General features: G+C 72.9%; 27 protein-coding genes. 12 read left to right on the forward strand and 15 right to left on the reverse strand.

Features of this window, described 5'->3' with window-relative positions; translation table 11 throughout:
* Nucleotides 1–25: 25 nt before the first annotated feature.
* From K4S16_RS30220 to K4S16_RS30250, 7 genes are all read right to left on the reverse strand, one after another.
* Complete coding sequence (locus K4S16_RS30220; protein ID WP_149262470.1) at nt 26–1315, reverse strand: hypothetical protein; 1290 nt, start codon at nt 1313–1315, stop codon at nt 26–28.
* Nucleotides 1312–2142, reverse strand: a complete 831-nt coding sequence (locus K4S16_RS30225) for a sugar phosphate isomerase/epimerase (protein WP_149262471.1) — start codon at nt 2140–2142, stop codon at nt 1312–1314. The genes K4S16_RS30220 and K4S16_RS30225 overlap by 4 nt, the downstream gene beginning before the upstream one ends.
* Before the next feature lie 16 nt (nt 2143–2158).
* On the reverse strand, nt 2159–3274 hold the full coding sequence (locus tag K4S16_RS30230) for a dihydrodipicolinate synthase family protein (RefSeq protein ID WP_149262472.1): 1116 nt from the start codon (nt 3272–3274) through the stop codon (nt 2159–2161).
* On the reverse strand, nt 3271–4422 hold the full coding sequence (locus K4S16_RS30235; protein ID WP_149262473.1) for a Gfo/Idh/MocA family protein: 1152 nt from the start codon (nt 4420–4422) through the stop codon (nt 3271–3273). The genes K4S16_RS30230 and K4S16_RS30235 overlap by 4 nt, the downstream gene beginning before the upstream one ends.
* A 112-nt stretch (nt 4423–4534) precedes the next feature.
* On the reverse strand, nt 4535–5356 hold the full coding sequence (locus K4S16_RS30240; RefSeq protein ID WP_235037172.1) for an ABC transporter ATP-binding protein: 822 nt from the start codon (nt 5354–5356) through the stop codon (nt 4535–4537).
* A gap of 20 nt (nt 5357–5376) precedes the next feature.
* Nucleotides 5377–6399, reverse strand: coding sequence for an ABC transporter substrate-binding protein (locus K4S16_RS30245; protein ID WP_149262475.1), 1023 nt, complete (start codon nt 6397–6399; stop codon nt 5377–5379).
* A gap of 128 nt (nt 6400–6527) precedes the next feature.
* The gene (locus K4S16_RS30250; protein ID WP_149262476.1) at nt 6528–7397 is read right to left on the reverse strand and encodes an ABC transporter permease; all 870 of its coding nucleotides are present in this window, start codon (nt 7395–7397) and stop codon (nt 6528–6530) included.
* A 143-nt stretch (nt 7398–7540) separates the two neighbouring features.
* On the opposite strand from K4S16_RS30250, the gene K4S16_RS30255 reads away from it, so the two are divergent.
* Nucleotides 7541–8599 (forward strand): LacI family DNA-binding transcriptional regulator, encoded by a 1059-nt coding sequence (locus K4S16_RS30255; protein ID WP_149262477.1) that lies wholly within the window; start codon nt 7541–7543, stop codon nt 8597–8599.
* Between the two features lie 105 nt (nt 8600–8704).
* A complete protein-coding gene (locus K4S16_RS30260; protein ID WP_149262478.1) occupies nt 8705–9829 on the forward strand; it encodes a mandelate racemase/muconate lactonizing enzyme family protein in 1125 nt (374 codons plus the stop codon).
* Nucleotides 9830–9851: 22 nt separating this feature from the next.
* Here the strand turns inward: K4S16_RS30260 and K4S16_RS30265 are convergent, their stop codons facing one another.
* Nucleotides 9852–10346 carry a DUF3237 domain-containing protein gene (locus K4S16_RS30265; RefSeq protein ID WP_149262479.1) on the reverse strand — a complete coding sequence of 165 codons (495 nt, stop codon included), beginning with the start codon at nt 10344–10346 and terminating at the stop codon, nt 9852–9854.
* 29 nt (nt 10347–10375) lie between these two features.
* Nucleotides 10376–10843 carry an ester cyclase gene (locus K4S16_RS30270; protein WP_200842209.1) on the reverse strand — a complete coding sequence of 156 codons (468 nt, stop codon included), beginning with the start codon at nt 10841–10843 and terminating at the stop codon, nt 10376–10378.
* 128 nt (nt 10844–10971) lie between these two features.
* Between K4S16_RS30270 and K4S16_RS30275 the strand changes: the two genes are divergently transcribed.
* A complete protein-coding gene (locus tag K4S16_RS30275; protein WP_200842210.1) occupies nt 10972–11598 on the forward strand; it encodes a TetR/AcrR family transcriptional regulator in 627 nt (208 codons plus the stop codon).
* Nucleotides 11599–11692: 94 nt separating this feature from the next.
* Here K4S16_RS30275 and K4S16_RS46575 read toward each other — a convergent pair whose 3' ends face one another.
* Entirely contained in the window at nt 11693–11821 is a 129-nt protein-coding gene (locus tag K4S16_RS46575; RefSeq protein WP_268843285.1) for a hypothetical protein, read from the reverse strand.
* A gap of 196 nt (nt 11822–12017) precedes the next feature.
* Here K4S16_RS46575 and K4S16_RS30280 point away from each other — a divergent pair, with 196 nt between their 5' ends.
* Nucleotides 12018–12545 carry an NADAR family protein gene (locus K4S16_RS30280; RefSeq protein ID WP_149262481.1) on the forward strand — a complete coding sequence of 176 codons (528 nt, stop codon included), beginning with the start codon at nt 12018–12020 and terminating at the stop codon, nt 12543–12545.
* A gap of 37 nt (nt 12546–12582) precedes the next feature.
* Here the strand turns inward: K4S16_RS30280 and K4S16_RS30285 are convergent, their stop codons facing one another.
* From K4S16_RS30285 to K4S16_RS30300, 4 genes are all read right to left on the reverse strand, one after another.
* On the reverse strand, nt 12583–13662 hold the full coding sequence (locus K4S16_RS30285; RefSeq protein ID WP_149262482.1) for a DUF6461 domain-containing protein: 1080 nt from the start codon (nt 13660–13662) through the stop codon (nt 12583–12585).
* 296 nt (nt 13663–13958) lie between these two features.
* Nucleotides 13959–14897: a hypothetical protein gene (locus tag K4S16_RS30290; protein WP_149262483.1), complete on the reverse strand. Its 939-nt coding sequence runs from the start codon at nt 14895–14897 to the stop codon at nt 13959–13961.
* Nucleotides 14894–15493, reverse strand: coding sequence for an RNA polymerase sigma factor (locus tag K4S16_RS30295; RefSeq protein WP_235037173.1), 600 nt, complete (start codon nt 15491–15493; stop codon nt 14894–14896). The genes K4S16_RS30290 and K4S16_RS30295 overlap by 4 nt, the downstream gene beginning before the upstream one ends.
* Before the next feature lie 167 nt (nt 15494–15660).
* Nucleotides 15661–17808, reverse strand: coding sequence for a germacradienol/geosmin synthase (locus tag K4S16_RS30300; RefSeq protein WP_149262485.1), 2148 nt, complete (start codon nt 17806–17808; stop codon nt 15661–15663).
* 112 nt (nt 17809–17920) lie between these two features.
* Between K4S16_RS30300 and K4S16_RS30305 the strand changes: the two genes are divergently transcribed.
* The 5 genes from K4S16_RS30305 (at nt 17921) to K4S16_RS30325 (ending at nt 23686) form a co-directional block, all read left to right on the forward strand.
* Nucleotides 17921–18292, forward strand: a complete 372-nt coding sequence (locus tag K4S16_RS30305) for a phage holin family protein (RefSeq protein ID WP_149262486.1) — start codon at nt 17921–17923, stop codon at nt 18290–18292.
* A gap of 84 nt (nt 18293–18376) precedes the next feature.
* Entirely contained in the window at nt 18377–18901 is a 525-nt protein-coding gene (locus K4S16_RS30310) for a 2Fe-2S iron-sulfur cluster-binding protein (protein ID WP_149262678.1), read from the forward strand.
* Nucleotides 18898–19872 (forward strand): xanthine dehydrogenase family protein subunit M, encoded by a 975-nt coding sequence (locus tag K4S16_RS30315; protein ID WP_149262487.1) that lies wholly within the window; start codon nt 18898–18900, stop codon nt 19870–19872. The genes K4S16_RS30310 and K4S16_RS30315 overlap by 4 nt, the downstream gene beginning before the upstream one ends.
* Entirely contained in the window at nt 19869–21926 is a 2058-nt protein-coding gene (locus tag K4S16_RS30320) for a xanthine dehydrogenase family protein molybdopterin-binding subunit (RefSeq protein ID WP_149262488.1), read from the forward strand. The genes K4S16_RS30315 and K4S16_RS30320 overlap by 4 nt, the downstream gene beginning before the upstream one ends.
* Nucleotides 21927–22021: 95 nt before the next feature.
* Nucleotides 22022–23686: an L-lactate permease gene (locus K4S16_RS30325; protein ID WP_149262489.1), complete on the forward strand. Its 1665-nt coding sequence runs from the start codon at nt 22022–22024 to the stop codon at nt 23684–23686.
* 14 nt (nt 23687–23700) lie between these two features.
* Here K4S16_RS30325 and K4S16_RS30330 read toward each other — a convergent pair whose 3' ends face one another.
* A complete protein-coding gene (locus K4S16_RS30330; protein WP_149262490.1) occupies nt 23701–23946 on the reverse strand; it encodes a DUF2630 family protein in 246 nt (81 codons plus the stop codon).
* Nucleotides 23947–24068: 122 nt separating this feature from the next.
* Here K4S16_RS30330 and K4S16_RS30335 point away from each other — a divergent pair, with 122 nt between their 5' ends.
* The 3 genes from K4S16_RS30335 (at nt 24069) to K4S16_RS30350 (ending at nt 25849) form a co-directional block, all read left to right on the forward strand.
* Nucleotides 24069–24482, forward strand: a complete 414-nt coding sequence (locus tag K4S16_RS30335; protein WP_149262491.1) for an STAS domain-containing protein — start codon at nt 24069–24071, stop codon at nt 24480–24482.
* 217 nt (nt 24483–24699) lie between these two features.
* Nucleotides 24700–25584 (forward strand): acetate uptake transporter family protein, encoded by an 885-nt coding sequence (locus tag K4S16_RS30345; RefSeq protein WP_149262493.1) that lies wholly within the window; start codon nt 24700–24702, stop codon nt 25582–25584.
* Nucleotides 25585–25663: 79 nt separating this feature from the next.
* On the forward strand, nt 25664–25849 hold the full coding sequence (locus K4S16_RS30350) for a hypothetical protein (RefSeq protein ID WP_149262494.1): 186 nt from the start codon (nt 25664–25666) through the stop codon (nt 25847–25849).
* Nucleotides 25850–25901 lie beyond the last annotated feature (52 nt).

Here is a 25901-nt window from a genome sequence, read left to right on the forward strand (position 1 = left end):
ACGTACGACCGGTCTCGCCCGCACGTCAAGGACGAATTTCGGGCCAGCCGGATGTGGACATCGCGTCATGACCGCGTCCGCGGGAAGCCCGGTGGAACCACGCGTGGACCGCCGTCGCGGCCGCGGAGACGACGAGACCGACCGGGGCGGCGGCCGCATGGCCCGCCAGGGTCAGCGCCACGGCCGCCGCGGCTCCGGGGGCCCAGATCCACGTCGCCACGGGCCGTCCCGCGCGCCCGCGCCGCCGCGCGAACTCCGCCGCCATCGGCGGGACGAGCGCCGGCAGCGCCGCCGCCAGCACCGTCAGCCATTCGAGCAGCATCCGGTCGACCCGGAGCGCCGCGAGCACCGCCCCGGGCACCGCGATCGCCAGCACCGCCACGACCCGCCGCCCCTCCACCCGCCGCGCCGGGGCGGGATCGGGTGGGTGGGGGAGGAAGCGGGTGACGGCGAGGGCGCCGGAGTGGACGGCGGCGAGCGTCGGGGCGATGACCGACGCGGCGACGAACAGGTTCGCCGCGGGCAGGCCGTCCGGTCCGGCGAGCACGGCGACCACGTCGGTGGATCCGCTGGCCGCCGCGACCCCGGCGCCGACGACGGAGGCCCCGAGCGCGGGGACGACGAGGAGCGCGACGCAGGCCGCGAGGTCGCCGCGGCCGCGCAGGCCCACGGTGAAGTCGGGGGCCCGCACGGCGAACACCGACACGTACCCGATGTATCCGGCGAGGTCCGCGGCGAGGAGGCCGGGCGGTCCGTCCCGGGCGAGCGACACCGGCGACGCGGGCGGCGCGAGCTTCACCGCGACGATGCCGATCAGCGCGACGGCGGTCAGGGTGGTGACGACCGCGACCGCGTTCCACCGGCCGCCGCCGGCGACCAGCACCGCGACCGTGGGGACGGTCAGCGCGGCGACGCCCACCGCGTCCGGGACGCCGCCGAGCGCCGCGGCGGCCGCCCCGCCGAGGCCGACGTTGAAGCCGAACCAGCCGGCCATCGCGACCGCGAGCAGCGCGGTGAAGGCGCGCTCGGCGACCGGGGGCAGGTAGCGGGGCGCGAGCTCCGCCATCCCGGCGTTCTCCCCGGCGGGCTCCCGCAGGCCGAGCCGTCCCTGCGCGGCGAGCAGCGCCGCCATCACGGCGCCGCCCACCACCAGGACCGGGACGGGCAGCGCACCGCCGTGCCGCCCGCCGATCTGCGCCCCGAGGACGAGCGCGCCGGGCGCCGTCCCGATGCCGAGCCACGCCCCGGCCGCCGCCCGCCACGTCCGGCCGCCGCCGGCCCCGGACGTGCGCGGGCGCGCCGGAGCGGACGTCACGCCCCGTGTTCCTTCAAGGCGGGTTCCTTCAGGACGTGCTCCCCGAAGCGGGCCAGCGTGAGGGCGAGGGCCTCGGGGCCCGGCATCGCCCACAGCGCGTCGTTGAAGATCTCCACCTCGATCGGGCCGGTGTAGCCGGTGGCGTCCACGGCCTCGCGGAACCGGCGCAGCTCGACGCATCCGTCACCGAGCATGCCGCGTCCGGTGAGGGCGCCCTCGGGCAGCGGCGTGACCCAGTCGGCGACCTGGAACAGCGAGATCCGGCCCTCGGCGCCCGCGCGGGCGATGCCGTCCCACGCAGCCGGGTCCCACCACAGGTGGTAGGTGTCGACCATGACGCCGACCTGGGCGGACGGGAAGGGCGCCGCCAGGTCGAGCGCCTGGCCGAGGGTGGAGACGACGCACCGGTCCGAGCAGAACATCGGGTGCAGCGGCTCGATCGCGAGCTGGACGCCGTGCTCGCCCGCGAAGGGCGCGAGCTCGGCCAGGACGTCGGCGACGCGCGAGCGCGCCCCGTCCAGATCGCGGGAGCCCTCCGGCAGGCCGCCGCTGACCAGGCACAGGGCGGGCGCGCCCAGCTCGGCGGCCTCCTCGACGGCGCGGCGGTTGCTCTCCAGCGCGTCCGGCTCCTGGAAGAACCCGCCCCGGCACAGGGACGTGACCGCCAGCCCGTGGTCGCGCATGAGCTTGCCGGTGCGGGCCAGGCCGTACTCGGCGACGGGCTCCCGCCAGAGCCCGACGCCCGTCACCCCGGCGGACGCGCAGCCGGCGGCCAGCTCCGGCAGGGCCCAGTACCGGGTCGTCCACTGGTTGAGGCTGAACCTCATCAGGCGCCTCCCCTCATCACGCGGCTCCCTGGACGGTCAGCCACGCGCGCATCCGGTGCGCCGCGAGGCCGGGGTCGGGGAAGAGGCCGGCGGCGTCGGCGAGCTGGAAGAGGCGGACCATGTGCGGCACGGAACGCGCGGTCTCCAGCCCGCCGACCATCCGGAAGTGCCGCTGGTGGCCGGTCAGCCAGGCCAGGAACACCACCCCCGTCTTGTAGTAGTAGGTGGGGGTCTCGAAGAGGTGCCGGGCCAGCGGCACCGTCGGCTCGAAGATCTCCTCGTAGGACGCGGTGTCGCCGTCGTCGAGCGCGTGCAGTGCCGCAGCGGCGGCGGGCGCGATCGGGTCGAAGATTCCGAGCAGCGCGTCGCTGTGCCCCTCGGCATCGCCCCGGATCAGCTCCGGATAGTTGAAGTCGTCCCCGGTGTAGAGCCGGACGCCGGACGGCAGCCGGCGGCGGAGGTCGACCTCGCGCCCCGCGTCCAGCAGCGAGATCTTGACGCCGTCGATCCGGGACGCGTGCTCGCCGATCAGGGCGAGCAGCGCCCCGGCCGCGACGTCGAGGTCGTCCGAGCCCCAGTAGCCCTCCAGCGCCGGGTCGAACATCGGGCCCAGCCAGTGCAGCACGACCGGCCGCTCGACCTGCGCGAGCAGCCGCCCGTACACCGAGGCGTAGTCCTCCGGGCCGTTCGCCGCGGCGGCCAGGTGGCGGCTCGCCATCAGCACCGGCACCGCGGCCACGGACTCGATGACGGCCAGTTGCTCCTCGTAGGCGGCGGCGATCTCCGCCAGGGACGCGGGCCCCGGCGGCAGCTGGTCGGTGCCCGCGCCGCAGACGATCCGGCCCCCTTCTGAAAGCGCTTCCTCACCGCTCCGCACGATGAGCTCGCGGGTCGTCGTCCAGTCCAGGCCCATGCCGCGCTGGGCGGTGTCCATCGCCTCGGCGACGCCCAGCCCGTAGGACCACAGGTGCCGCCGGAACGCGAGCGTCGCGTCCCAGTCCAGCGACTCGCCGCCCGCGACCACGTGCGCGGCCGCGTACGCGACGCGCGACGTGCTGGGCCCGGCGGGCGGCTTGTAGGTGCGCGGCTCGCTCATCGCGTGGCCGGGCGCCCCGGGCAGATCGATCTTCATGGCGTCAGCTCCGGGACGTCCAGCCGGCGGCCTTCCCGCCACGCCCGGAGGCCGAGTTCGGCGAGCTGGACGCCGCGCGCCCCGGCGTAGAAGTCCCAGGGGAAGGGGCCGTCGTCGGCGACGTGCCGCAGGAACATCTCCCACTGGGCCTTGAAGCCGTTGTCGAACTCGGTGTTGTCGGGGATCTCCTGCCACTGGGAGCGGAAGTCCTCGGTGGCGGGCAGGTCGGGGTTCCACACCGGCTTGGGCGTCATCGAGCGGTGCTGGACGCGGCAGCGCCGCAGCCCCGCGACCGCCGAGCCCTCGGTGCCGTCGACCTGGAACTCCACCAGCTCGTCGCGGAACACCCGCGTCGCCCAGGAGGAGTTGATCTGCGCGACGATCCCGCCGTCCAGCTCGAAGATCCCGTAGGCGGCGTCGTCGGCGGTGGCCTCGTAGGGCTTGCCGTGCTCGTCCACCCGCTCGGGGATGTGGGTGGCCCCGAGCGCCTGCACCGAGCGCACCGGCGCGATCACCCCGTCCAGCACGTACCGCCAGTGGCAGAACATGTCCAGGATGATCCCGCCGCCGTCCTCGACGCGGTAGTTCCAGCTCGGCCGCTGCGCCTCCTGCCAGTCGCCCTCGAAGACCCAGTAGCCGAACTCGCCGCGGACCGACAGAATCCGCCCGAAGAACCCGCCGTCCACCAGCCGCTTGAGCTTGAGCAGCCCCGGCAGGAACAGCTTGTCCTGGACGACGCCGTGCTTGACCCCAGCCTCGTCGGCGAGCCGGGCCAGCGCGACCGCGGTCTCCAGGTCCTCGGCGAGGGGCTTCTCGGTGTAGATGTGCTTGCCCGCCGCCACCGCCGCGCGGATCGCGTCGACCCGCGCGCTGGTGACCTGGGCGTCGAAGTAGACGTCGGTGTCCGGACGCGCCAGCGCCTCGGCCAGGTCGGTCGTCCACGCCGTCAACCCGTGCCGCTCCGCCAGCTCGCGCAGCTTCGCTTCGCTGCGTCCCACCAGCACGGGCTCGGGCCACAGCACGGTGCCCTCGGCCGTGCGCACCCCGCCCTGCTCCCTGATCGCGAGGATCGAGCGGAGGAGATGCTGGCGGTACCCCATCCGGCCGGTGACGCCGTTCATGACGATCCCGATGGACCTGCGTGCCATCCCGTTCCTTCCTAGCCTGTCGTGTGTCGTGTGCTGTGCGCCTTGCTCGGCGCGCGCCCGGTCGGCCGGCCGCGGCTCCGCCCCGGTCGGCCGTCCGCCGCGCCCGGCCTGGTCAGTCGGCCGCGGCGCCCGCGCCGAGGAGGCCCCGGACGCGGTTGGTGACGCGGGCGAACTCCGGGCGGGCCATGGTGGCGGCGTAGTCGCGCTCCGGGGGCAGGTCGACATCGATGATCTCGGCGATCGAGCCGGGCCGGTCGGTCATCACCACGACGCGGTTGGCCAGGTAGGCCGCCTCCGCGATCGAGTGCGTGACCAGCAGGACGGTCGTGCCCGTCTCCCGCCAGATCCGGTTCATCTCGATGTTGAGCTGCTCGCGGGTGAGGGCGTCGAGGGCGCCGAACGGCTCGTCCATCAGCAGGACGCGCGGCTCGTGCAGCAGGGCGCGGCACAGCGCGACCCGCTGCTGCATTCCGCCGGACAGCTCGTGCGGCAGCGCGTCCTCGAAGCCCTTCAGGCCGGTCATCTCGATCAGCTCGGCGGTCCGCCTGCGCGCCTGCTCGGCCGGCATCTTGCGCATCTCCGCCTGGAGCAGGATGTTCTTGCGGGCGCTGCGCCACTCCAGCAGCGCGGCCCGCTGGAACACGTAGCCGATGTCGTGGCGCGGGCCCGCGACCTTCTCGCCGCGCAGCCGCACGTCCCCGGTCGAGGGCTTCAGCAGCCCCGCGACCAGCTTCAGCATCGTGGACTTGCCGCAGCCGGACGGGCCGACGATCGCGACGAACTCCCCCATGGGGACGTCCAGCGAGACCTCGCGCAGGGCGGTGACGTCGCGCTTGCGGCTGCGGAACCGGACGGCGACCTCGTCGAGGCTGACGGCCGTCTCCCGGTCCGCGCTCCGCTCCGCGCCCGGAGTGCCGGTGGATTGCTTGCTCATGATCCTCATCGCTCGTCCCGTCAGGTCTGCGGCGCGGCCGACGACTGCCAGTACTCCGAGGGCGCCTGCGCCTTCCCGATGACCCCGGCCTGCTGGAAGGTGCTGATCGTCTGCTTCCAGTCGTCCTCGGTGTTCACGCCGGGCGCCTTGCCCTGCGTCGCGGGGGTGTGCAGCAGCGTCAGCGTGGTCTTGAACTGCTCGGTGAGGACCTTCTCCGGCGGGAGCTGCTCGGACGCGCCCGCCATGCTCGCGATGGCGCCCGCCTGGTCGGCCTCCGCGGCCGTCCACGACTCGCTCGTGGCCGCGACCATCTCCTTGACGAGTTCGGCGTCGCTCTTCAGCTTCCGCTCGCCGGCCAGCAGGCCGTTGGAGTAGAAGTTCAGCCCGAAGTCGGAGTACCGCAGGATCGAGACCTCCTTGCCGGACTTGGCGGCCATCGTCGGGCCCTGGTCGTTGGCGAAGCCCATCAGCCCGGCGGTCTTCCCGGACAGCACCGCGGCCATCTTCCCGGCCGGGTCGGTGTTCTGGACGGGGACGTCGCTCGCGCTCATCCCGTTCTTCTGCAGGAACACCGGGAAGGTGCGCGCCAGCGCGTCCCCGGCCGTCCCGGCGATCTTCTTGCCCTTCAGGTCGGCGGGCTTCTTGATCCCGGCCGAGGTGAACGACTGCACGGACGCGGGCGTCGTCTGCAGGAAGACGCCGATGCTCTTGACCGGCATCCCCTTGTCGACGGCGGCGAGCAGCGCGGGCGTGTCGGCCCAGCCGAAGTCGGTCTGCCCGGCGCCGGTGGCCTGGACGGTCTTCTGCGAGCCCTGGCCCGCCTTGATCTCCAGGTCGATGCCGTGCTTTTCGAAGATGCCCTTCTTCTTGCCGTAGTAGAACGGCGCGTGCTCGCCGTAGGGGTACCAGTTCAGGGTCAGCGTGACCTTGGTCAGCTTCTTGCCCGAGGCGCTGGTGGTCTCTCCGGAGTCACCGCCGCAGGCGGTGGCGGCGAGCGCCACGGCCGGAGCCAGGACGGCGATGGCGAGGTTGCGGAGTTTCATAGGACGGCCCTCCGTAGGGGGGTGGGTTGTCTCGGCCGTTGGTGTCGGGACGTCCCGTCCGGTGGTTCCGGGCGGGCGGTTTCGGGTGGCGGGGGGCCCGTGGGGCGCCGTCAGGGACGGCGGCGCCGTCAGTACGTGGTGGTGACGGCCTCGCCGCGGCGGCTGGCGTGCCACGGCAGCAGCAGCTTCTCCGCGACCTCGACGACGACGAACAGCACGACGCCGATGGCCGACATGACCAGCAGCCCGGCGAACAGCATCGGGGTGTCGAGGTTGCCGTTGGCCTGCAGGATCACGTAGCCGAGGCCCTCGTTCGCGCCGACGAACTCGCCGACGACGGCGCCGGTGACGGCGAGGGTGACCGCGACCTTCAGGCCGGAGAACAGGTGCGGGAGCGAGGCCGGCAGCCGGATCTTGGTGAAGGTGGCCATCGGGCTCGCGCCCATCGTGGCCGACAGTTGCAGCATCTCCGGGTCCACCGCCTTGAGCCCGGCGACCATCGAGATCACCACCGGGAAGAAGGCGATCAGCACCGCCACGACGATCTTGGGACCGATGCCGAAGCCGAGCCAGACCACGAACAGCGGGGCGATCGCGATCTTCGGGATGACCTGCGCGAACAGCAGGATCGGGTAGAGGGTGCGCTCGACCGTCGCCGAGTACACCATGACCACCGCGGACGCGACGCCGATCAGCACCGCGAGCGCGAAGCCGATCAGGGTCTCGTACGTGGTGACCCACGTGTGCTGCCAGATATAGCCCCACTTGTCGCTCATTAGCCGCAGCGTCGCGCCGGGCGACGGGACGAGGTAGGCCTCGACCAGCTTGAAGGCGCTGACCGCCCACCATGCGGCGAAGCAGGCCACCAGCAGGGCGACCGGCCGCCACGACCGTTCCAGGCCGTCGCGGATCCGTTCGCCGGCGCCGGGCCTGGCGCGTTCCACGACGCCCGCCGCGTCCGCCGAGGGCGGCGCGGCCGTCGTACCCTGACTCACCATGGGGTTCCTCCGGACGGGGTGGTTCGGAAAGCGCGTTCAGAAAGCGCTTTCTGATGTACCGTAAGAAGCGGCGCGCGCCGCGGTCAAGAGGGTCTTCGCCAGGAACCCGCCGCGAGGGCCCCGCGCCGGCCGAGGGAGCGGTGATGACGGAGGCGGCCGAGGAGGAGCGCACCGGCGACCGGGCGTACGTGACCCTGCAGGACGTCGCGCGGGAGGCCGGCGTCTCGCTCGCCACCGCGTCCCGCGTCCTGAACGGGACCGCGCAGGTGCGTGCCGACCTGCGGGAACGCGTGCTCGCCGCGGCGGCCGAGCTGAGCTACACCCCGAACGCGCACGCGCAGGCCCTGGCCAGTTCCTCCAGCAAGTCCGTCGGGGTGATCTGCCACGACGTCAGCGACCCGTACTTCGCCGCCGTGGCCCGGGGCGTCATGCGCACGGCGGCCGAGCACGGAATGCTGGTGATGCTCGCCAGCACGTTCCGCGACCCGGCCCGCGAGATCGAGTACGTGGCGATGCTGCGCGCCCAGCGGGCCCGCGCGATCCTGCTCATCGGCTCCGGCTTCGAGGACCGCGACTGGGAGCGCGCGATGGCCGCCGAGCTCGACCCCTACCAGCGCACCGGCGGCCGCGTCGCCGTCCTCAGCCGGCACCGCAGCCTCAAGGTCGACGCCGTCCTGCCGCAGAACCGGGAGGGCGCCGCCGCCCTGGCCCGCGCCCTGCTCGACCTCGGCCACCGCCGCTTCGGCGTGCTGACCGGCCCGCGCGCCCTGACGACCGTCCACGACCGGCTCGGCGGGTTCACCGACGCGCTCGCCGACGCGGGCGTGCGCCTCGCGCCCGAGCACATCGTCGAGGCTCCCTTCACCCGCGACGGCGGCTACCGGGCGGCGACCGAGCTGCTGCGCCGCGAGAACCGTCCGACCTGCGTCTTCGCCGTCACGGACGTCATGGCGATCGGCGCGCTCGCCGCGCTGCGCGACAACGGCGTGTTAGTGCCGGGGGAGATGTCGCTCGCCGGTTTCGACGACATCTCGATGGTCCGCGACGTGACCCCGGCGCTCACCACCGTCGCGCTGCCGCTGGACGCGATGGGGGAGCGCGTCATGGGCCTGGCCCTGCGCGAGCCCGCCGCGCGCCGCAGCCGCATCGAACGGGTCGCGGGCGAGGTGGTGCTGCGCGCCAGCACGGCCCCGCCCGCCTGACCCGCGGCGCCTGCCTGCCTGGCGGTGCCCGCCTGACCCGCGGCGCGCCCGCCGTCCCACCGTCCGGGGCGCCGCGGGCGCGCCGCCCCGCATCCGGAGGCGTGAATGAAGATCGAACGGATCGAGACGTTCTGCGTGGCCCTGCCCACCCGGCGCTCGTTCGGCGTGTCGGGCGGCGCGGTCGCCGTCGCCGGACGGCCCAGCCTGCGCGTCCTGGTGAAGGTCAGCGCGGAGGGCGCGCACGGCTGGGGCGAGGCGACCCCCATCCCGGCCTGGACGTACGAGACCGCCGAGTCCATCGTCACCACCGTCGACCGGTACCTCGCGCCGGCGATCACCGGCCGTCCCGCCTGGGACCTCGACGGCGTGACGACCGCCTTCGACCGCGCGGTCAACCGGGGCTTCAGCATCGGCGCGCCGCTGGCCAAGTCGGCCGTGGACGTCGCCCTCCACGACCTCCTCGGCCGCGCCGCCGGCGTCCCGCTGGGGGTCATGTGGGGGCAGCGCCGCCGCGAGACGATCGACCTCGGCTGGATCGTGTCGGGCCGGTCTCCCGAGGAGGTGGCCGACAGCGTCGCCGAGGGCCGCGACCTGGGCTACCGCGCCTTCAAGGTCAAGGTGGGCCTGGGGCCCGAGGACGCGGAGGTGGTGGAGGCCGTCCGCCTCCACGCGGGCGACGACGCGGCCCTCTGGGTGGACGCGAACCAGGGCTATACCGTCCGCTCGGCCCTCGCGATGGCCCGCCGCCTGGAGGACCTCGGCGTGACCGCGTTCGAGCAGCCCCTCCCGGCCAACGACATCGCGGGCCTGCGCCGCCTCCGCGACGCCTGCCCGATCCCCGTCGCCCTCGACGAGAGCCTCCGGCACCCGTCCGACCTGGCGACGTTCGTCCGCCTCGACGCGGTCGACGTCGCCATCGCGAAGGTCCAGCGCACCGGCGGCCTGACCCTTTCGCGCCGCCTGTGCTCCCTCGCCGAGGACTGCGGCGTCGCGCTGATGGGCTCCGGACTCACCGACTCCGACCTCGGCCTCGCCGCGTCCCTGCACCTCTTCTCGGCCTACGGCGTCGACACCCCGGTCGACCTCAACGGCCGCCAGTTCATCGAGTCGCCGTACGCGGGCCCGACGGTCGAGGTCTCCGACGGCACGGCCCGCGTCCCGGACGCCCCCGGCCTCGGCGTCGAGGTGGACGAACGCGTCGTCCGCGAGCTGGCGGTGAACGTCCTCTAGCCGCCCCGCCTGCGACGCTCTTTCACACCACTTGGAAGACCTTGTAGGCGATCCCGTCCTGGACGAGGTAGCCCGAGCCCACGCAGACGATGTCGTTCAGCCACGCGTACTGCTCGGCTCCCGTCTCGAAGAGCGGATTGGTGCGGAAGTAGTACTGCGACGGGTCGACCCGGTGCCTGGTGTCGGGGTCGGCCATCTCGGCGCGCAGGTCCGGCGGGGTGGCGTAGCGGCCGCCGTAGGTCATGTGGACCAGGGCGCCGTCGTCGGTGCGGAGGGTCAGCCGGACGTCCAGGAGCATGGTCCCGTCGGACCGGAACAGCGCCCAGTCACCGCCGCCCGGCAGGACCTCGCCGCGCAGCATCGGTCCCTCGAACGCCCCGCCCGCCGCTCCGAACAGGACGCGCCGCCCGGCCGGCCCCCGGCCGAAGTCCAGGAGGGGGTCCAGATCGACCACGATGTCGAAGAGGAATTCGGCGCGGATCTCGCCCACGTCCTTCACGCGCGGGTCCGTCAGCATGGCTCATCGCCTTTCGTCGTCGGAGGGCTTCAGGCGGAGCCCCGAACGGCATCGCGTGATCCGAACAGCACCGCGCGGACGGCGTCGGTCGAGACGCCCGACTGGGCGCACAGCTCCGACAGGTCGAAGAAGAAGTGCTCGGCGGCGATCAGGTCGTCCCGGAACCCGAACCGGATGTACACCGGGAGTTCCGCGCGCCTGCCGTTGGGCACGACGCCGAACCGGTCGCCGGTCATGGTCATGCGGACGGTGCCCCAGCAGACCAGCGCGTCGCGGCTCGCGGCGTGGCCCTCCAGGACGACGTCGTAGTCGGGGAACGAGGCGAAGAACCAGTGCAGCGCCTTCTCGTTCGCCGCCGTGCCGCGGACCGCCGTCCCGAAGGCCGGGCTCTCCAGCAGCATCTCCGGGTGCAGCAGCTTCATCGCCGCGGGGACGTCCTGGCGGCTCTTGGCGGCGGCGAGTGCCTGCGCCAGCTCGAACATGCGGTCGCTGTCCACGATCGGCCCTCCGTCGATGGCGATACCGGGGTGCCGGGGGCGGGCCGGTGCCGGACGCCGCCCCCAGGAGCGGAACAAACAATACGGTCGATCGTACGTATAGGCAATGCTGTGGGAGGATGGCCGGGATGAGCGAGAACGTCCCGTCCCCGGAGCCGGGCGTGACCGATGGGCGGCTCCTGCGCGGCGCCCGGGCGCGGCGGACCGTCACCCGGCACGCCGTGGACGTCGCGTCAATGGAGGGACTCGACGGGCTGAGCTTCGGGCGGCTGGCCACCGACCTCCAGGTGAGCAAGAGCGGCATCCAGACGCTGTTCGGCACCAAGCAGAACCTGCATCTGGCCACCGTCGAGGCGGCGCGCGAACTGTTCGTCGACGCGGTCGTGCGCCCCGCGCAGACCGCGCCCGCCGGCGTCGCCCGGGTGCGGGCCCTGACCGGGCACTGGATCGAATACGCGGAGAAGCCCCTGTTCACCGGCGGCTGCTTCTGGGCGGCCAACCTCCCCGACTTCGACAGCCGCCCCGGCCCCGTCCGGGACGCGCTGGCACACCAGCGCCGGCAGTGGCTGGCGCTGCTCGAACGGGAGATGCGCGACGCGATGGAGGCGGGCGAGATCGGCCCCCTCGATCCCGATCTGGCCGCCTTCCAGGTGGACGCGGTCCTCAACGCGGCCAACACCGCCCTGCGCCTGGGCGATCAAGGCGCGACCGGCAAGGCCCGCCGGACGATCGAAGGCCTCCTCACCCCGGCCTGACCACGCCGCCCGAAACTCCGCAGGCCACTTGGCCCGGACGCGAAAGACCCGCCCGGGGAACCGGGCGGGTCCTCATCTATCGGCCGGAGGGCCGTCAGTGCGCGGCGAGCTCGTCCTCGGACGCGTCGGCCTCCGCGGGACGCTCGGAGTCCGGTTCCGCGGGCCGCCATTCGGGCCACGCGTCGATCTTGGTGCGCCGGGGGTTCGCCAGGGCGTTGTCCATTGTTACCGCAGTCCTCCTGTTCAAGGCCGGGCCGGATCAATAGATGGTCCCGGCGGGGTGCCGGGACCGCAAAATGGTCTAGACCGCGATCCCCACCCCGGACCGCGGCGAACATCCCAACAACGCCAATCGATCATCCATTCCCGGCGGGAAAACGGGATGGACCGCGGCGGCCGTCCCTGGCACGCTCTCATCCATGGACGTTGCCGAGCTGGCCCGCCTCCAGGAGCAGGGCGCGCGCTTGAAGTTCCTGTTCTTCTGGGGCCACCAAACCCCTGGCCGCGGCTATCTCAGCCAGTGGTGGCCGTCCCCGTTCACCCTCGGCGGGGTCGCCTACGCGACCGCCGAGCACTACATGATGGCGGAAAAGGCCCGCCTCTTCGGCGACGAGGAAACGGCCGCCGCGATCGTCGCGGCGTCCCATCCCCGCGACGCGAAAGAGCTCGGCCGCCGCGTCCGCGACTTCGACGAGCAGACATGGCGCGACAATCGTGTGACCATTGTCACAAAGGGCAGCGAGGCCAAGTTCGCCCAGAACGAAGAACTCCGCGACTACCTTCTCGGCACCGGCGACCGCATCCTCGTGGAGGCGAGCCCCCTGGACCGCGTCTGGGGCATAGGCCTGGCCGCCGACGACCCCCGCGCCGAGACCCCCGCCGCCTGGCGCGGCGAGAACCTCCTGGGCTTCGCCCTGATGACCGCCCGCGAGGCGCTCTCCTCCTGACCGCGCCTTCTCGACCGTCCGGCGGTGCGCGTCGCGGCTACGCGGTGCGGCCCTGGAGGGTCTCCAGGATGGCGGCCTCCTGAGCCGGGTCGCGGAGGGCAGGAGGGCCCTGGGTGAGCGGACGGAGCGCGGCACGCGCGGCGGCGTGAGGCTCGTGCCACAGCGCGGCTTTCAGCGCACTCGCGAACCATCCCAGCAGGTGGGCGGCGTCCCGCTCGGCGTCGCTCATGTGGTGGCGGGCGACAGGATCGTTGAGCGATCGTCCTGCCTGGCGTGAGCGCGTCACCCAGGAGCGGACGTGCGTGCCGAGTTCGGAGCCGGGGGACACCGTGACCCGCTCGCCGCGCTCGGCGGCGGCGACCGCCTCGGCGAGGCCCGGAGTGCCGTCGAGATCCAGGACGGCGGCCAGCCGCATCGTCTCGCGGGCGGCGACCGCGCGGAGCAGGTGCGGCGGCGCGGCGTCGAGGGCTTCGAGCATGGCGGGAGCGGCGGGCCCGTGGGTGAGCGGGGGCGGCGCCGCGCAGAACCAGGGCTCGATCGCGGCGGTCAGGAGCCCCCCGTCCAGCGAGTCGGGATGGGGGAGGACGCGAGTGACCAGGCCCGCCAGCAGAAGGGCCGAGAGGTAGGCGCCCGGGACGAGGTCGTCGTCGTCCTCGGCGTCGGGGTCCAGGCCCGCCGCCCGCATCTTCCCCAGCAGCAGGTCGGGCTCGCTGCCCCAGCGGTGCTCGGGCCAGGTGGGCTCGAACCCGGTGACCAGCGTGCCGTCGACGGCGTAGCGGAAGCCGTGGTCGGCGTAGTCGTGCCGCAGTACCGAGACGGCCTCGGTGCCGCGCGACAGCGCCGCCAGCGACTCGGTCTGCGAGCCCAGGAAGCCGTTGGGCTCGATCAGCACGGTCCAGGAGCCGAGGCTGATCGCGGCCGCGAAGTCGGCGTAGCCCGCCTCGTAGGAGTCGTAGGCTTCGCGCGCCTCTTCCAGGGTGCGGCGGCCCAGCGTGTCGGGAAGAGCGCCCAGCCGTGACAGCGCCTCGGTCTCGTCGACTCCTCTGACGAAGGTGACACAGAAGATCGCACCGAGCGTCTCGGCCCACTCGAGGTCGTCGTCCGTCACCTTGAGCATGGCTCCTCCGGGGGGCTGGCGGCATGGCTTCTAGATCATGGCAGCGCCGACCGACAAACGGGCCCCGCAGACGCATGCCGGCACGGGGTCGCTGTGGCCGGATGCGGCGCCCACGTATGCCGGACGCTCTCCCGGCGCGGACCGCGGACGGGGGCGGCGCCCCCGCGGCATGGACGGGCTCTGACCCCGGAGCACGGTCCGCCGCCCCCGTCAGCGGGCGAGACCGCAGGGAAGAGGCAATAAGAGCCTGGGAAGGGAGCGCGGACCGCCCCGGCGAGGGGGCGGTCCGGCCTTCCTTACGGGGTCGCCGTGGGGGTGGGGGAGGCGGGCGCCGGCGCGGGCGGCTGGCTCGACATCTCCTCGGTGGGCTTGGGACCCACGAAGAGGAGGACCTGGTTCTTGGCCCAAGGGCTCGCGCCGTGGACGTACCAGTTGGGCGGGATCTGGCCGGGCTTCCGGACCATGCTGATGTTCCCCTCCATGACGCGGTACTCGGGGACGGTGACGTGGCGCTTGCGCAGGGCGGCGAGCACCTCGCCCACGTGGTGCCGGCGGTAGGTCATGCCATGCATGACCTCGCCCGGGGCGGTCACGGGCCCGCTGCTGTTGTACTTCTCGCCCGGGCGGGCCTCCCGTCCGAAGACGACGGTGGCGGCGCCCTTGTAGCCGATACGGATCCGGACGCCGACCGGGCACATGTCGCCCCCGCCGCCGGTCTCGCACTCGCCCTTGGAGATGATCGTTCTGAAGTCCCGCTCGTCGGTGTTGTCGCTGGCCTCCTCCATGACGACCGTGCCGACGATGGACGGGGAGGCCGGCACCATCGACAGCGTCACGTTGAGGCCGCGGGCGGCGAACTCCTCCTTGTAGCGCTTCGGGTCGGCCAGCGGGTCGCGGACCCGCACGTCGATGTAGTCGCCCTTCCGGGTGAAGGCCAGGGCCGCGGCCAGTTGGACGCGCGGGCTCGACGGCGTGACGGCCGGGGCTCCGCCGGAGCCGCCGTCGTGGGTCACCACGACCGCCGTCACGGCCGCGCAGGCGAGACCGGCCGCCGCGAGCGGGACGCCGACGAACGTGATCGGCGAGCGCCGCTTGCGCGGGGCGGCCGAGGGGACCGCGGTGGCGGTGATGCGGTCGGCGAGGGCGGCGGCCGCGTCCTCCGGCAGGAGGTCTGCGGCCTGGCGGTCGGTGACGGAGGCGAGTCCGCCGATCAGGGGGTCGATGTCGCGGTTCATGGGGTGTCTCCGTTCGGGATCCGCACCTTGGGAGGAAGCGTCGTGGCGGGCAGGGAGGCGGGAGCGTCCGCGTCCATGCGGGCCAGGGCGCGGGCGAACCGGCGGCGGGCGCGGTGCAGGCGGATCCGCAGCGCGTTGCGGGAGCAGCCGAGGACGGTCGCGGCCTCGGCGTGGCCGAGCCCCTCCCAGCCGATCAGGGAGAGCAGCTCGCGGTCGGCCTCGGAGAGGCTCCGGAACGCGGCGCCCACGCGGGTCAGGTCGTCGCCGGACGCGTCCTGCACGCCCAGGCCGTCGCGCAGCCGGGCGCCGAGGTCGGCGGCCAGCGCGGACCGGCGGCGCTCGCCGCGGTGGTGGTTGGCCAGGACGCGCCGCGCCACTCCGTACAGCCACAGCCGGGCCTGGTCACCCGGCGGGACGTCGTCGAGCCGCCGCCAGGCCGTCAGGAACGTCTCCGCCAGGACGTCGGCGGCGTCCTGCGGGTCGCTGGTGCGGCGCAGCGCGTACCCGAGGATCCGGGCGCGGTTGGCCGCGTAGATGTCTTCGAAACGGCGCCGCCTGTCGTCGGGCGGGTGCGATGCCTGCAATGGGGATGGCAAGCCCTCTCCTCTCGTCGCGGCGTTCTGGCCGGACGCAGGGCACATGTCCGCACATGGCACAGCATTTCGCTTCACCCCGCAGACCACCGCCCCGGTGCGGGGACCCGGGGCGGTGATGTGCGGGATGACCTGGGGAAGGGCCTAACAAAGCGGCCTGAAAGTCCGCCTCAGTGTGAGGCGCGAGTGAACAGGTGGAGGGCCGACGTCCCGAGGCCGGAGGGCCGGGGAAGGTGGAAGACGGGCTCGCGCTCGTCGTAGCGGTCGGTCTCGCGGTGCCACTCGAGGATGCCGGCCATCCAGTCGCGCAGCTCCTCGACGTACGCGGAAAGGGCGGCGCGGGCGGTGTCGTCCAGGTCGAGCTCGTCGCACAGCGCGGGAAGCTCGCTCCCGGCCAGATGCTCGAACTGGCGGCGGCGCGAGGTGATGAGGTCGTTGACGACGGGCAGCGCCTCGTCGCGGCCGATGCCGAAGAAGTTCTCGACGGCGAGGACGCCGTTGTTCAGCTCACCCTCGTACTCGATCTCCTTCTGGTAGGAGAAGCAGTCGTTCAGCAGGCACGCGACGTCCATGGCGGAGGCGTCGATCTCGCGCAGGGTGCGGGTCTCGAAGACGTGCGCGGGGATCTCCTTGCCGCGCCCGATGCGCGCCAGGCTCATCGTCAGCTCGGAGCCGAACGTGTGCCGCCGCATCTCGACGTAGTCGACGGGGTCGGGGATGCGCGCCTGGAGGTGGTTGTTCAGCTCCCACAGCCAGCTCTCGACCATGTGCTCGACGGACGCGCGGAACTCGCGGCGGCCGGCGTCGTCCATGGGCCCGGCGGTGCGCGGCCACAGGTCGGCCAGCGCGGCCTCGAACGGGTTCTCCGGAGTCGGGACGGGCCCGCGGTCCAGCGGCAGGAACCGGGGGACGCGGGCGTTGAAGGCCTTCGCGCCCGCCATGTCGCGGTCGCGGTTGAAGACGGCGGGGAAGAAGTCGTCGCCGAAGGTGCCGCAGGCGAGCCACTGGACGGCGAGGTCGAGCGCCTCCGGATCGGCGTCCGGCGCGAGGGACGCGGCGCAGACCTCCAGCGCCATCCCCGAGAGCCGGTCGGGGTTCCACACCGGGACGGGCGTGCGGGGATGGGGAGAGAACATGCCCATGTCCCGCGCCCAGACGAGGAGGCCGCGCCCCGCGCGGTCGCGGTGCGGGTTCACACGGGCCCGGTACGGGATGTCGAACTCCGGCAGCGGCGTGGGCCCCACCCTCTGGAACGGGATGTGCGGAAGGCTGATCCGGGCAGACTTCAGCAGCGCGGGGACGCGGGCGGCGGACATGCCGAGCGACCTGTCGTTCATGTACCGGCTGGACCGCAGGTGCCATTCGTGGCCGCCGGACTGCCAGTCCTGGAGGGCCTTCACGTAGGCGGCCACGCCCGCCCGCTCGGCGGGGTCGAGGGCGTGGTCCTCGAAGATGTGCGGCAGCTCGGTGACCGCGGTGTTCTCGAACTGGCGCAGCCGCGAGGTCAGCAGGTCGTTGACGGTGTCCGCGGCGACCTGCGGCGCCACCGACAGGAAGCGCTCCATCACCAGGACCGAGTTGTTGACCTCGCCCTCGGACTCGGTCTCGCGCTGGTAGGAGAAGATGTCGTTCCGCAGGTGGACGCCGTCGGCGAACGCGTCCTTCAGCACGCGCAGCGGCCGCGTTCCCACCACGCGTTCGGGGATCTCGACGCCCGCGGCGTGCTCGGCGAGGTCGGCCGACCAGGGCGCGCCGCCGACCTTGCGCCGCATCTCGATGTACTCGACCGGGTTCGGGACGCGCCCCGCGCGGATGTTGGACAGCTCCCACAGCGACTCGCGCAGCAGGTTCAGGGTGCTCAGGGAGAAGCGGCGGCGCCAGGCGTCCGACCGCGCCGGGACGGTGCGCGCCCACAGGTCGGCGAGGCCGCGCTCGACGGCGTTCACCGGTTCGGGCGGGTCGAGCGACATGAACGCCGGCAGCCGGTCGAGGTAGGCGCGGGCGCCCTCCTGGTCCTGCGGCTTCTTGAAGACCTCCAGGAAGTGGTCGTCGAAGTAGAAGACCCAGACGTACCAGTCGGTGACGAGGTCGAGCTCGGGGGCGGCGCAGTCGGGGTGCGTGTAGGCGCAGAGCAGGGCGTAGTCCATCGCTTCGAGTGCGCGCTCGTCCCAGATGTCGGGGGTGCCGGGGTCGCGGTGGCCGTCCAGCATCCTCATCTCCCGCGCCCACGCCGTGGTGTGCCGGCGCGCGCCCTCCAGATGCGGGTTGAGCCGGGCGGGGTACGGGACGTAGAAGTCGGGCAGCTCGAAGGGTTGCATGAACCGGCCTCTCTGTCGGGTCCGTTCCGGCAACTTACAGCACCGTCAAAGTCACGGAAAGTGACATCATGCTTGCCGGAATCTCCTCCCCTCAGACGGGTAAGCCGAGGTCATGTCGGAGTCGCGCAAACCCGCCGCGGCCGCCGAACCGCTGGAGCAGAACCTCGTGCTCGCCCGGCGTGTGGTCGAGGCGGCGCAGCAGGAAATGATCGATAAGGCCAGGCAGCGCATCCCGGCGCTGCGGCTGGGGGCCGTGGCCGGGGCGTTCGGCGTCATGGCCACCGCCGCCACCTACCGGATGAACGTGCTGCTTCTGGAGAAGAAGCTGCCGCCCGAGCTGGCGTCGTTCATCACCGCCGCCGTGTACGGGGGCGGCGCGGGCGCCGCGGCGGTGGCGGCGTCCCGCAAGTGGAAGGGGCTGCCGGCGCCGCTGCCGACCGATACGGCGCGGCAGGTCGTGGAGATCCTCACCGAATCCGACTGAGGGCGCCGGGACGCCGCCCCGATCTTCTGTGACCGAGGGGGAGATCCGGGGTAGGCACCCCGCATGGAAAGCGAAGCCTCCCCGGTGCACGCCGGCATCACCCTGGTCGTTAACGGGACGGAGCACCGTCTCGACGTCGACACACGAGCGTCCCTCCTGGACGTCCTGCGCGAGGATCTCGGCTTGACGGGGTCGAAGAAGGGCTGCGACCACGGCCAGTGCGGAGCCTGCACCATCCTGCTCGACGGGCGCCGGGCGAACGGGTGCCTGGCGCTGGCCGTCGCTCATGACGGAGCGGACGTCGTCACGGTCGAGGGTCTGGCGCTGGACGGAGAACTCAGTCCCGTCCAGAAGGCGTTCATCGAGAACGACGCCTTCCAGTGCGGGTACTGCACCCCCGGCCAGCTCTGCTCCGCCACGGGAATGCTGGACGAGGCCGAACGCGGCTGGCCCAGCGCCGTGACCCCGGACCTCGGGACCGACCCCGTCCTGGACGACGACGAGATACGCGAGCGCATGAGCGGCAACCTGTGCCGGTGCGGCGCCTACGTCGGCATAGTCGCGGCACTCAAGCAGGCCTCCCAGCGCACGGAGGCGGCCGAGGCATGAGGCCCTTCACTTACGAGCGTGCCACCAGCGCCGCGGACGCCCTCCGGCGCCACCATGACGGAGCCGTCTACCTTGGGGGCGGAACCAACCTCGTGGACCTGATGCGTCTCGGTGTGGAGGAGCCCACCAGGCTCGTCGACGTCGCGCATCTCCCCTACGACCGGATCGAACTGCGGCCGGACGGCGGCCTCGTCGTGGGCGCGGCGGTCACGAACAGCGCCCTCTCCGCCGACCGGACCGTGCGCGAAGGGCATCCCGTCCTGGCGCAGGCCGTGCTCGCGGGGGCGTCCGGCCAGATCCGCAACCTCGCCACCGTCGGCGGCAACCTGCTCCAGCGGACCCGCTGCTCCTACTTCCAGGACGCCTCCAAGCCCTGCAACAAGCGCGATCCCGGCAGCGGGTGCCCGGCGCGTGAGGGCGAGCACCACAACCTGGCGATCCTCGGCCACTCGGACGCCTGCGTGGCGACGCACCCCTCCGACATGGCCGTGGCCCTGGCGGCCCTGGACGCGTCCGTGCGCGTCCAGGGGCGCGGCGGGGAGAGGACCATCCCCTTCGAAGACCTGCACAGGCTGCCCGGCGACGAGCCGCAGCGCGACACCACGCTCGAACCGGGCGACCTCATCACGGCCGTTGAGGTTCCCGCGCTGGGCATGCCGTCCCGCTACCGCAAGGTCCGCGAGCGCGCGTCGTTCGCGTTCGCGCTGGTCTCCGTCGCGGCGGCCCTGGACGTCGCCGACGGCCGGATCCGGGACGTCCGGCTGGCCCTCGGCGGCGTCGCCCACAAGCCGTGGCGGGCGCGCCGCGCCGAGGAGGCCCTGCGCGGCGCCGAGCCCACGGAGGAGTCGCTCCTGCGCGCCGCCGAGGCCGAACTGGAGGCCGCCGAGCCGCTGCGCGACAACGCCTACAAGGTGCCGCTGGCCCGCAACCTGATCGTCCGGACGCTGACCGAGCTGGGGGAGGACTCATGACCGACCGGCTGGAGAGCCGCGAGAAGGTCACCGGGACGGCGCGGTACGCGTTCGAGTACCCCGTGGAGAACGCCGCGTACGCCGCCGCCGTCCAGGCGAGCGTGGCCAAGGGCCGGATCGAGTCGGTCGACGCGGAGGCCGCGCTGAAGCTGCCCGGCGTGCTCGCCGTCCTGTCCTGCGAGAACGCCCCCGAGCTCAGCGACACCTCGGACGGCGAACTGGCCCTGTTCCAGTCGCGGACGGTCTCCTACCGCGGCCAGTTCGTCGCCGCCGTGGTCGCGGAGACCCTGGAGACCGCCCGGGAGGCGGCGCGCCTCCTGCGCGTCGAGTACACCGAGGAGGCGCCGGACGTGCGGCTCGTCGCCGACCACAAGGGCCTCTACAAGCCGGACAAGGTGAACCCGGTGTTCCCGGCGGACACCGAGCAGGGCGAGCCCGACGAGGCGTTCGCGAACTCGGCCGTGCGGGTGGACGCCGTCTACACGACGCCGGCCGAGCACAACAACCCGATGGAGCCGCACGCGACGATCGCCCAGTGGAACGCGGACGGGTCCCTCACGCTCCACGACTCGAACCAGGGCGCGTCGACCGTCCAGTCCATGATCGCGAAGGTCCTCGGGCTCGACCCCTCCCAGGTGCGGGTCGTGTCGCCCCACGTCGGCGGCGGGTTCGGCTCCAAGGGGACGCCGAGGCCCAACGTCGTCCTGGCCGCGATGGCCGCCCGCGCCGCCGGACGCCCGGTCAAGTTCGCCGTCCCGCGCCAGCAGATGTTCGCCACCACCGGCTACCGGACCCCGACCGTCCAGCGCGTCCGGCTCGGCGCCGGCGAGGACGGGCGGCTCAACGCGATCATCCACGAGGCGGCCGAGCAGACCTCGACCGTCAAGGAGTTCGCCGAGCAGACCGCGACGCCCACCCGCATGATGTACCAGGCCCCGCACCGCCGTACGGCGCACCGTGTGGTGGCCCTGGACGTCCCCACCCCGTCCTGGATGCGCGCCCCGGGTGAGACGCCGGGCATGTACGCGCTCGAGACGGCGATGGACGAACTGGCCGTCGCCGCGGGCATCGACCCGGTCGAACTCCGCGTGCGCAACGACACCGACCGCGACCCGGAGAGCGGGCTGGCGTTCAGCTCGCGCAACCTCGTCGCCTGCCTCCGGGAGGGCGCCGAGCGCTTCGGATGGGCCGCGCGCGACCCCCGGCCGGGCGCCCGCCGGGAGGGCCGCAAGCTCGTCGGCATGGGCGTCGCCTCGTCCACCTATCCCGCCTACCAGCGCCCCAACCGGGCCCTGGCTCGCGCCGAGCCCGACGGGACGTTCACCGTCCGGATCGCCGCGGCCGACATCGGCACCGGCGCCCGCACCGCACTGGCCCTGATCGCCGCCGAGACGCTCAAGGAGGACCTCGGCAACGTCAGGGTCGAGATCGGCGACAGCTCGTTCCCCAGGGCGTCGGTGGCGGGCGGCTCCGGCGGGACGGCCGGCTGGGGCACGGCCGTCGTCCGCGCCTGCGAGGCCCTGCTCGGCGACCTGGACGGCGAGGTCCCGCCCGAGGGGATCGAGGCGTCCGCCGACACGGGCGAGGAGTTGAAGGGGCGGGAGGAGTACGCCCGGCACGCGTTCGGCGCGCAGTTCGCCGAGGTGGAGGTGGACGCCGACACCGGCGAGGTCCGCGTCCGCCGGATGCTCGGCGTGTTCGCCGCCGGACGGATCATCAACCCCACGACGGCCCGGTCCCAGTTCATCGGCGGGATGACCATGGGCATCGGCATGGCGCTGATGGAGCAGAGCGTCATGGACCGGGAGTTCGGCGACTACCTGAACCGCGACCTGGCCCAGTACCACGTCCCGGCCTGCGCCGACGTCCGCGACATCGACGCGGTGTGGGTGGAGGAGTCCGACCCCCACCTGAACCCGATGGGCGCCAAGGGCATCGGCGAGATCGGCATCGTCGGCGCGGCGGCGGCCGTGGGCAACGCCGTCCACCACGCGACCGGCGTCCGCTTCCGCGACCTGCCCCTCACCCCCGCCCGGATCCTTCAGGAGCTCTGACCGGTTGAAAAGTTCACTATCAAGGTGATCTCCGTCACCGGGGCGGGTAGAGAAGACGTACTCGGGGGCCACCGCCAACCCGCGAGGTGATCGCCGTGTACCAGCAGGTCCTCGATCCCGTCGCCGACTCGCTCGGCTGGAGCTCCCTGGTCGCCGCGCTGCCGCTGGCCGTGCTGTTCGTGCTGCTCGGCGGCGTCCGCATGCGCGCGTGGCTCGCGTCCCTGATCGCGCTGGCCGTCTCGCTCGCCGTCGCCGTCTGGACGTACGGCATGCCCGCCGACCAGGCGCTCCTCGCCGGCTCCGAAGGCGCCGCGTTCGGCTTCTACCCGATCCTGTGGATCGTCATCAACGCGCTCTGGGTCTACAACATCACCGTCACCACCGGCCACTTCGACGTGCTGCGCCGGTCGTTCGCGCAGGTCAGTGATGACAGCCGGCTCCAGGCGGTGCTGATCGCGTTCTCGTTCGGCGCGCTGCTGGAGGCGCTGGCCGGGTTCGGCACGCCGGTCGCGGTCACCTCCGTGATGCTGATCGCGCTCGGCTTCCAGCCGCTCAAGGCCGCCGTCCTCGCCCTCACCGCCAACACCGCGCCCGTCGCGTTCGGCGCGATGGCGACGCCGATCCTCACGCTCGGCAAGGTCACCGGCGAGTCCAGCGACACGCTCGGCGCCATGGTCGGGCGGCAGACCCCGATCCTCGCGCTGTTCGTCCCGCTCGTCCTCGTCGCCATCGTGGACGGGCGGCGCGGCCTGCGCGAGACCTGGCCCGTCGCCCTGCTGTGCGGCGCCGCGTTCGGCGCCGCCCAGTACGTCACCGCGAACTTCATCTCGGTGCCGCTCGCCGACGTCGTGGCGTCGCTGGTGTCGGCCGCCGCCGTCGTCCTCGCCGTCCGGCTGCGCCCGTCCGCGGCGCCGGCGAAGCCCGCCCCGGTCGCCGGCGGCGCGGCGGACGAGCCGACCCCCGAGTTCGCCGCCCGCGTCGAGGGGCAGGGCGGGGGACGGGGCGGGCACGGCGGGGACTCGCGCGCCGAGGTCGCCCGCGCCTACGCCCCCTACGCGATTATCATCGCGGTGTTCGTCGTCTGCCAGATCGGGCCGGTCAAGGACCTCCTGGACCGGGCGACGCGGACATTCTCCTGGCCGGGCCTGCACCTGACCAGCCCGTCCGGCAAGCCGCTGGCCCTGCCGACCTTCAACTTCAACTACCTGACCACGCCCGGCACGCAGATGCTCGTCGCCGGTCTGATCACCATGGCCGCGCTCGGCGTCGGCTTCGGCACGGCCCTGCGCGCCTACTGGACGACCCTCGTCCAGCTCCGGTGGGCGATCATCACCGTCATGGCGGTCCTGGCCCTGGCGTTCGTGATGAACGCCTCCGGGCAGACCGTGACGCTCGGCACGTGGATGGCCGGGGCGGGCGGCGCCTTCGCGCTGCTGTCGCCGATCCTCGGCTGGCTCGGTACCGCCGTCACCGGATCGGACACCTCGTCCAACTCGCTGTTCGGCGCACTCCAGGTCACCGCGGCGAACAAGGCCGACCTGTCGACGGTCCTCATGGCGGCGACCAACAGTTCGGGGGGCGTCCTCGGCAAGATGGTGTCGCCGCAGAACCTCGCCATCGCCGCCGCGGCCGTCGGCCTGGACGGGCGCGAGGGCGACATCTTCCGCCGCGTCGTGCTGTGGAGCCTGCTGTTCCTCGCCGGGATGTGCCTGCTGTCCGGCCTGCAGTCCACCGCCGTGCTCGGCTGGATGGTCCCGTAAGGGGCCGTGGGGGGCTATTGCTGATAGCCCTCCACCTCGGCGGCGGGACGGACCGCGGCGTCCTCCGGGTTCTGTCCCGCCGCGAGTCGGGCGCGCCGCTGCCGCAGCAGGTCCCAGCACTGGTCGAGGGCCACCTCCAGATCCCGCAGCCGTCCCTGGGCCTCGGCGTTGGAGGTCTCGGCCCGCTCGTGCGACTGGCGAAGCGCGTGCTCCTCCTCGATGAAGTCGTTGATACGTTCCAGGATCGCCTTCTCGTCCATGAAATGGCTTCCGATCGTGGTTTTCCGCTCTGGTGGGGGCCAGATGGTCCCGACAGGTGAGAGCCTTGCATATACGGGGCCGCGCACGGTAGCGGCGGCGCCCCGTTGAGGGTGAGGAGCGGATGACGGTCTGGCGGATCACCGGCGGCGAGGGCGGCCCGGATCCCGGCGCGCGGGAGGGCCCCCACTACGACATCGTCGAGCACGACTCCGCGCTGCTGCGCATCACGGCCGCGTCGGGCCTGCCCCGGGTGCTGATCACGGGTGAGGTCGACGTGTCCAACACCGCCGCCGTCACGCGCGCTCTGCGCGCCGTCCAGGAGCGCGTGCCCGGCGACGTCCACGCCGACCTGACGGGCGTGGAGTTCATGGACGTGGCCGGCCTGCGCGCCTTCACCGAGGCCGCCGGCGCCCTGCACGACCGCGGCGGCCTGCTCGTCCTGCACAGGGTCCCCCCGCACATCGAGCGGCTCTTCAGCCTGATCGGGTGGAACGCCTCCCCGGGCCTGGAGATCCACTGCCCGCCGCGCCGCTGAGCCGCCGGACCGCCGGACCGCCGGACCGCCGGACCGCCGGACCGCCCGCCCGCGCCACCGGGGCCTCTGAACCACCGGACGACCATGCCCGCGTCACCGCGCGGCAAAGGACAACCCGGGTAAATGCGAACCTCTTCAGGAAACGGTTATATGCCGTTTGACCTGCTAGAACACGGTTAGGAGGGGTTTACAGCTCTCCGATTCAGAGGGGGATCTCATGGCAAGGCGTAGAGAGCAACAATCCGCGCCGACGCCCGGCGAGCACACCGGATCGGCGATGCCCGCGGAGGGCGCGGCCACGCCCGGGTACGGCGGGGCCGCACCGGGCTACGGCGCGGCAGCACAGCCGCAGGGCGCGGCGATGGCGCCCGGCAGGGGCGCCGACCAGCCCGGCGAGCACGCGCTCTGGGAGGACCGCACCCGCGTCTTCCTGCAGCCCATCGCGGCCCCGTCGATCCTCGGCCTGTTCGGGCTCGCCGCCGCGACCATGATGGTGGGCGCCTGGCAGGCCGGCTGGTACGGCGGAGTCGGAACCCCGCTCATCCTGTGGCCGCTGGTGCTGACCTTCGGCGGCATCGCGCAGCTGCTGGCCGGCCTGTGGGGCTACCGTGCCCGCGACGGCATCGCCACGGCGATGCACGGGATGTGGGGCGCGTTCTTCATCGGCTGGAGCCTGCTGTTCCTGCTGGTCGCCATCGGCGCGGCGCCTGTGGCCCTGGCGCCCGTCCTGGGCGCGACCTATGCGGGCTTCGCGTTCTGGTTCGTCCCGCTCGCCGTGATCAGCGGCCTGGGCGCGCTCGCCGCGCTCGGCGAGAATCTGGTGATCGCCCTGGTGTGGGCCTGCATGGGAGTCGCCGCGGGCTTCACCGCCGCCGGATTCTGGGCGGGCTCGACATGGCCGCTGGACGTCGGCGGCTGGCTGTTCGTCGCGGCCGCGGTGATCGCCCTGTACGGAGCCGCCTCGCTGATGTTCGAGAACAGCTTCGGACGGACGATCCTGCCCACCGGCAAGATCCGCAAGGGCGCCAACCTGCCCGGCGGCCGGGCGGTCCGGCCCCTGGAGTACCGGCAGGGCGAACCGGGCGTGAAGATCGGGCAGTGATGTCCGGCGTTTCGCCTTGACATTCCCGTTACCCTATGCTGAGCCAAAGAGCACGAACCGGCTCGGAGGGGGAGCGGGAATGTCAACGGCGGTCCGGCGGACGTGGCGGCGCCTCGTCCAGTCATACAACCTGCTGTGCGCGCGCGAGGACGCGCGTGCGCGCGGCATCACCGTGCCCAGCGGCATCTGGGCGTGCGACCGCTGCCACGAGCCGCACCTCGAGCTTTCGACGCTCAAGCACCACCTCCGCACCGAGCACGCCTGACGCACCCCCGGCTCACGGGCGTGCCCGGCACGCATTTCGTGATCATGGGATC

Source organism: Actinomadura sp. K4S16 (assembly GCF_008327685.1).
In the GTDB taxonomy this organism is placed as follows: domain Bacteria; phylum Actinomycetota; class Actinomycetes; order Streptosporangiales; family Streptosporangiaceae; genus Spirillospora.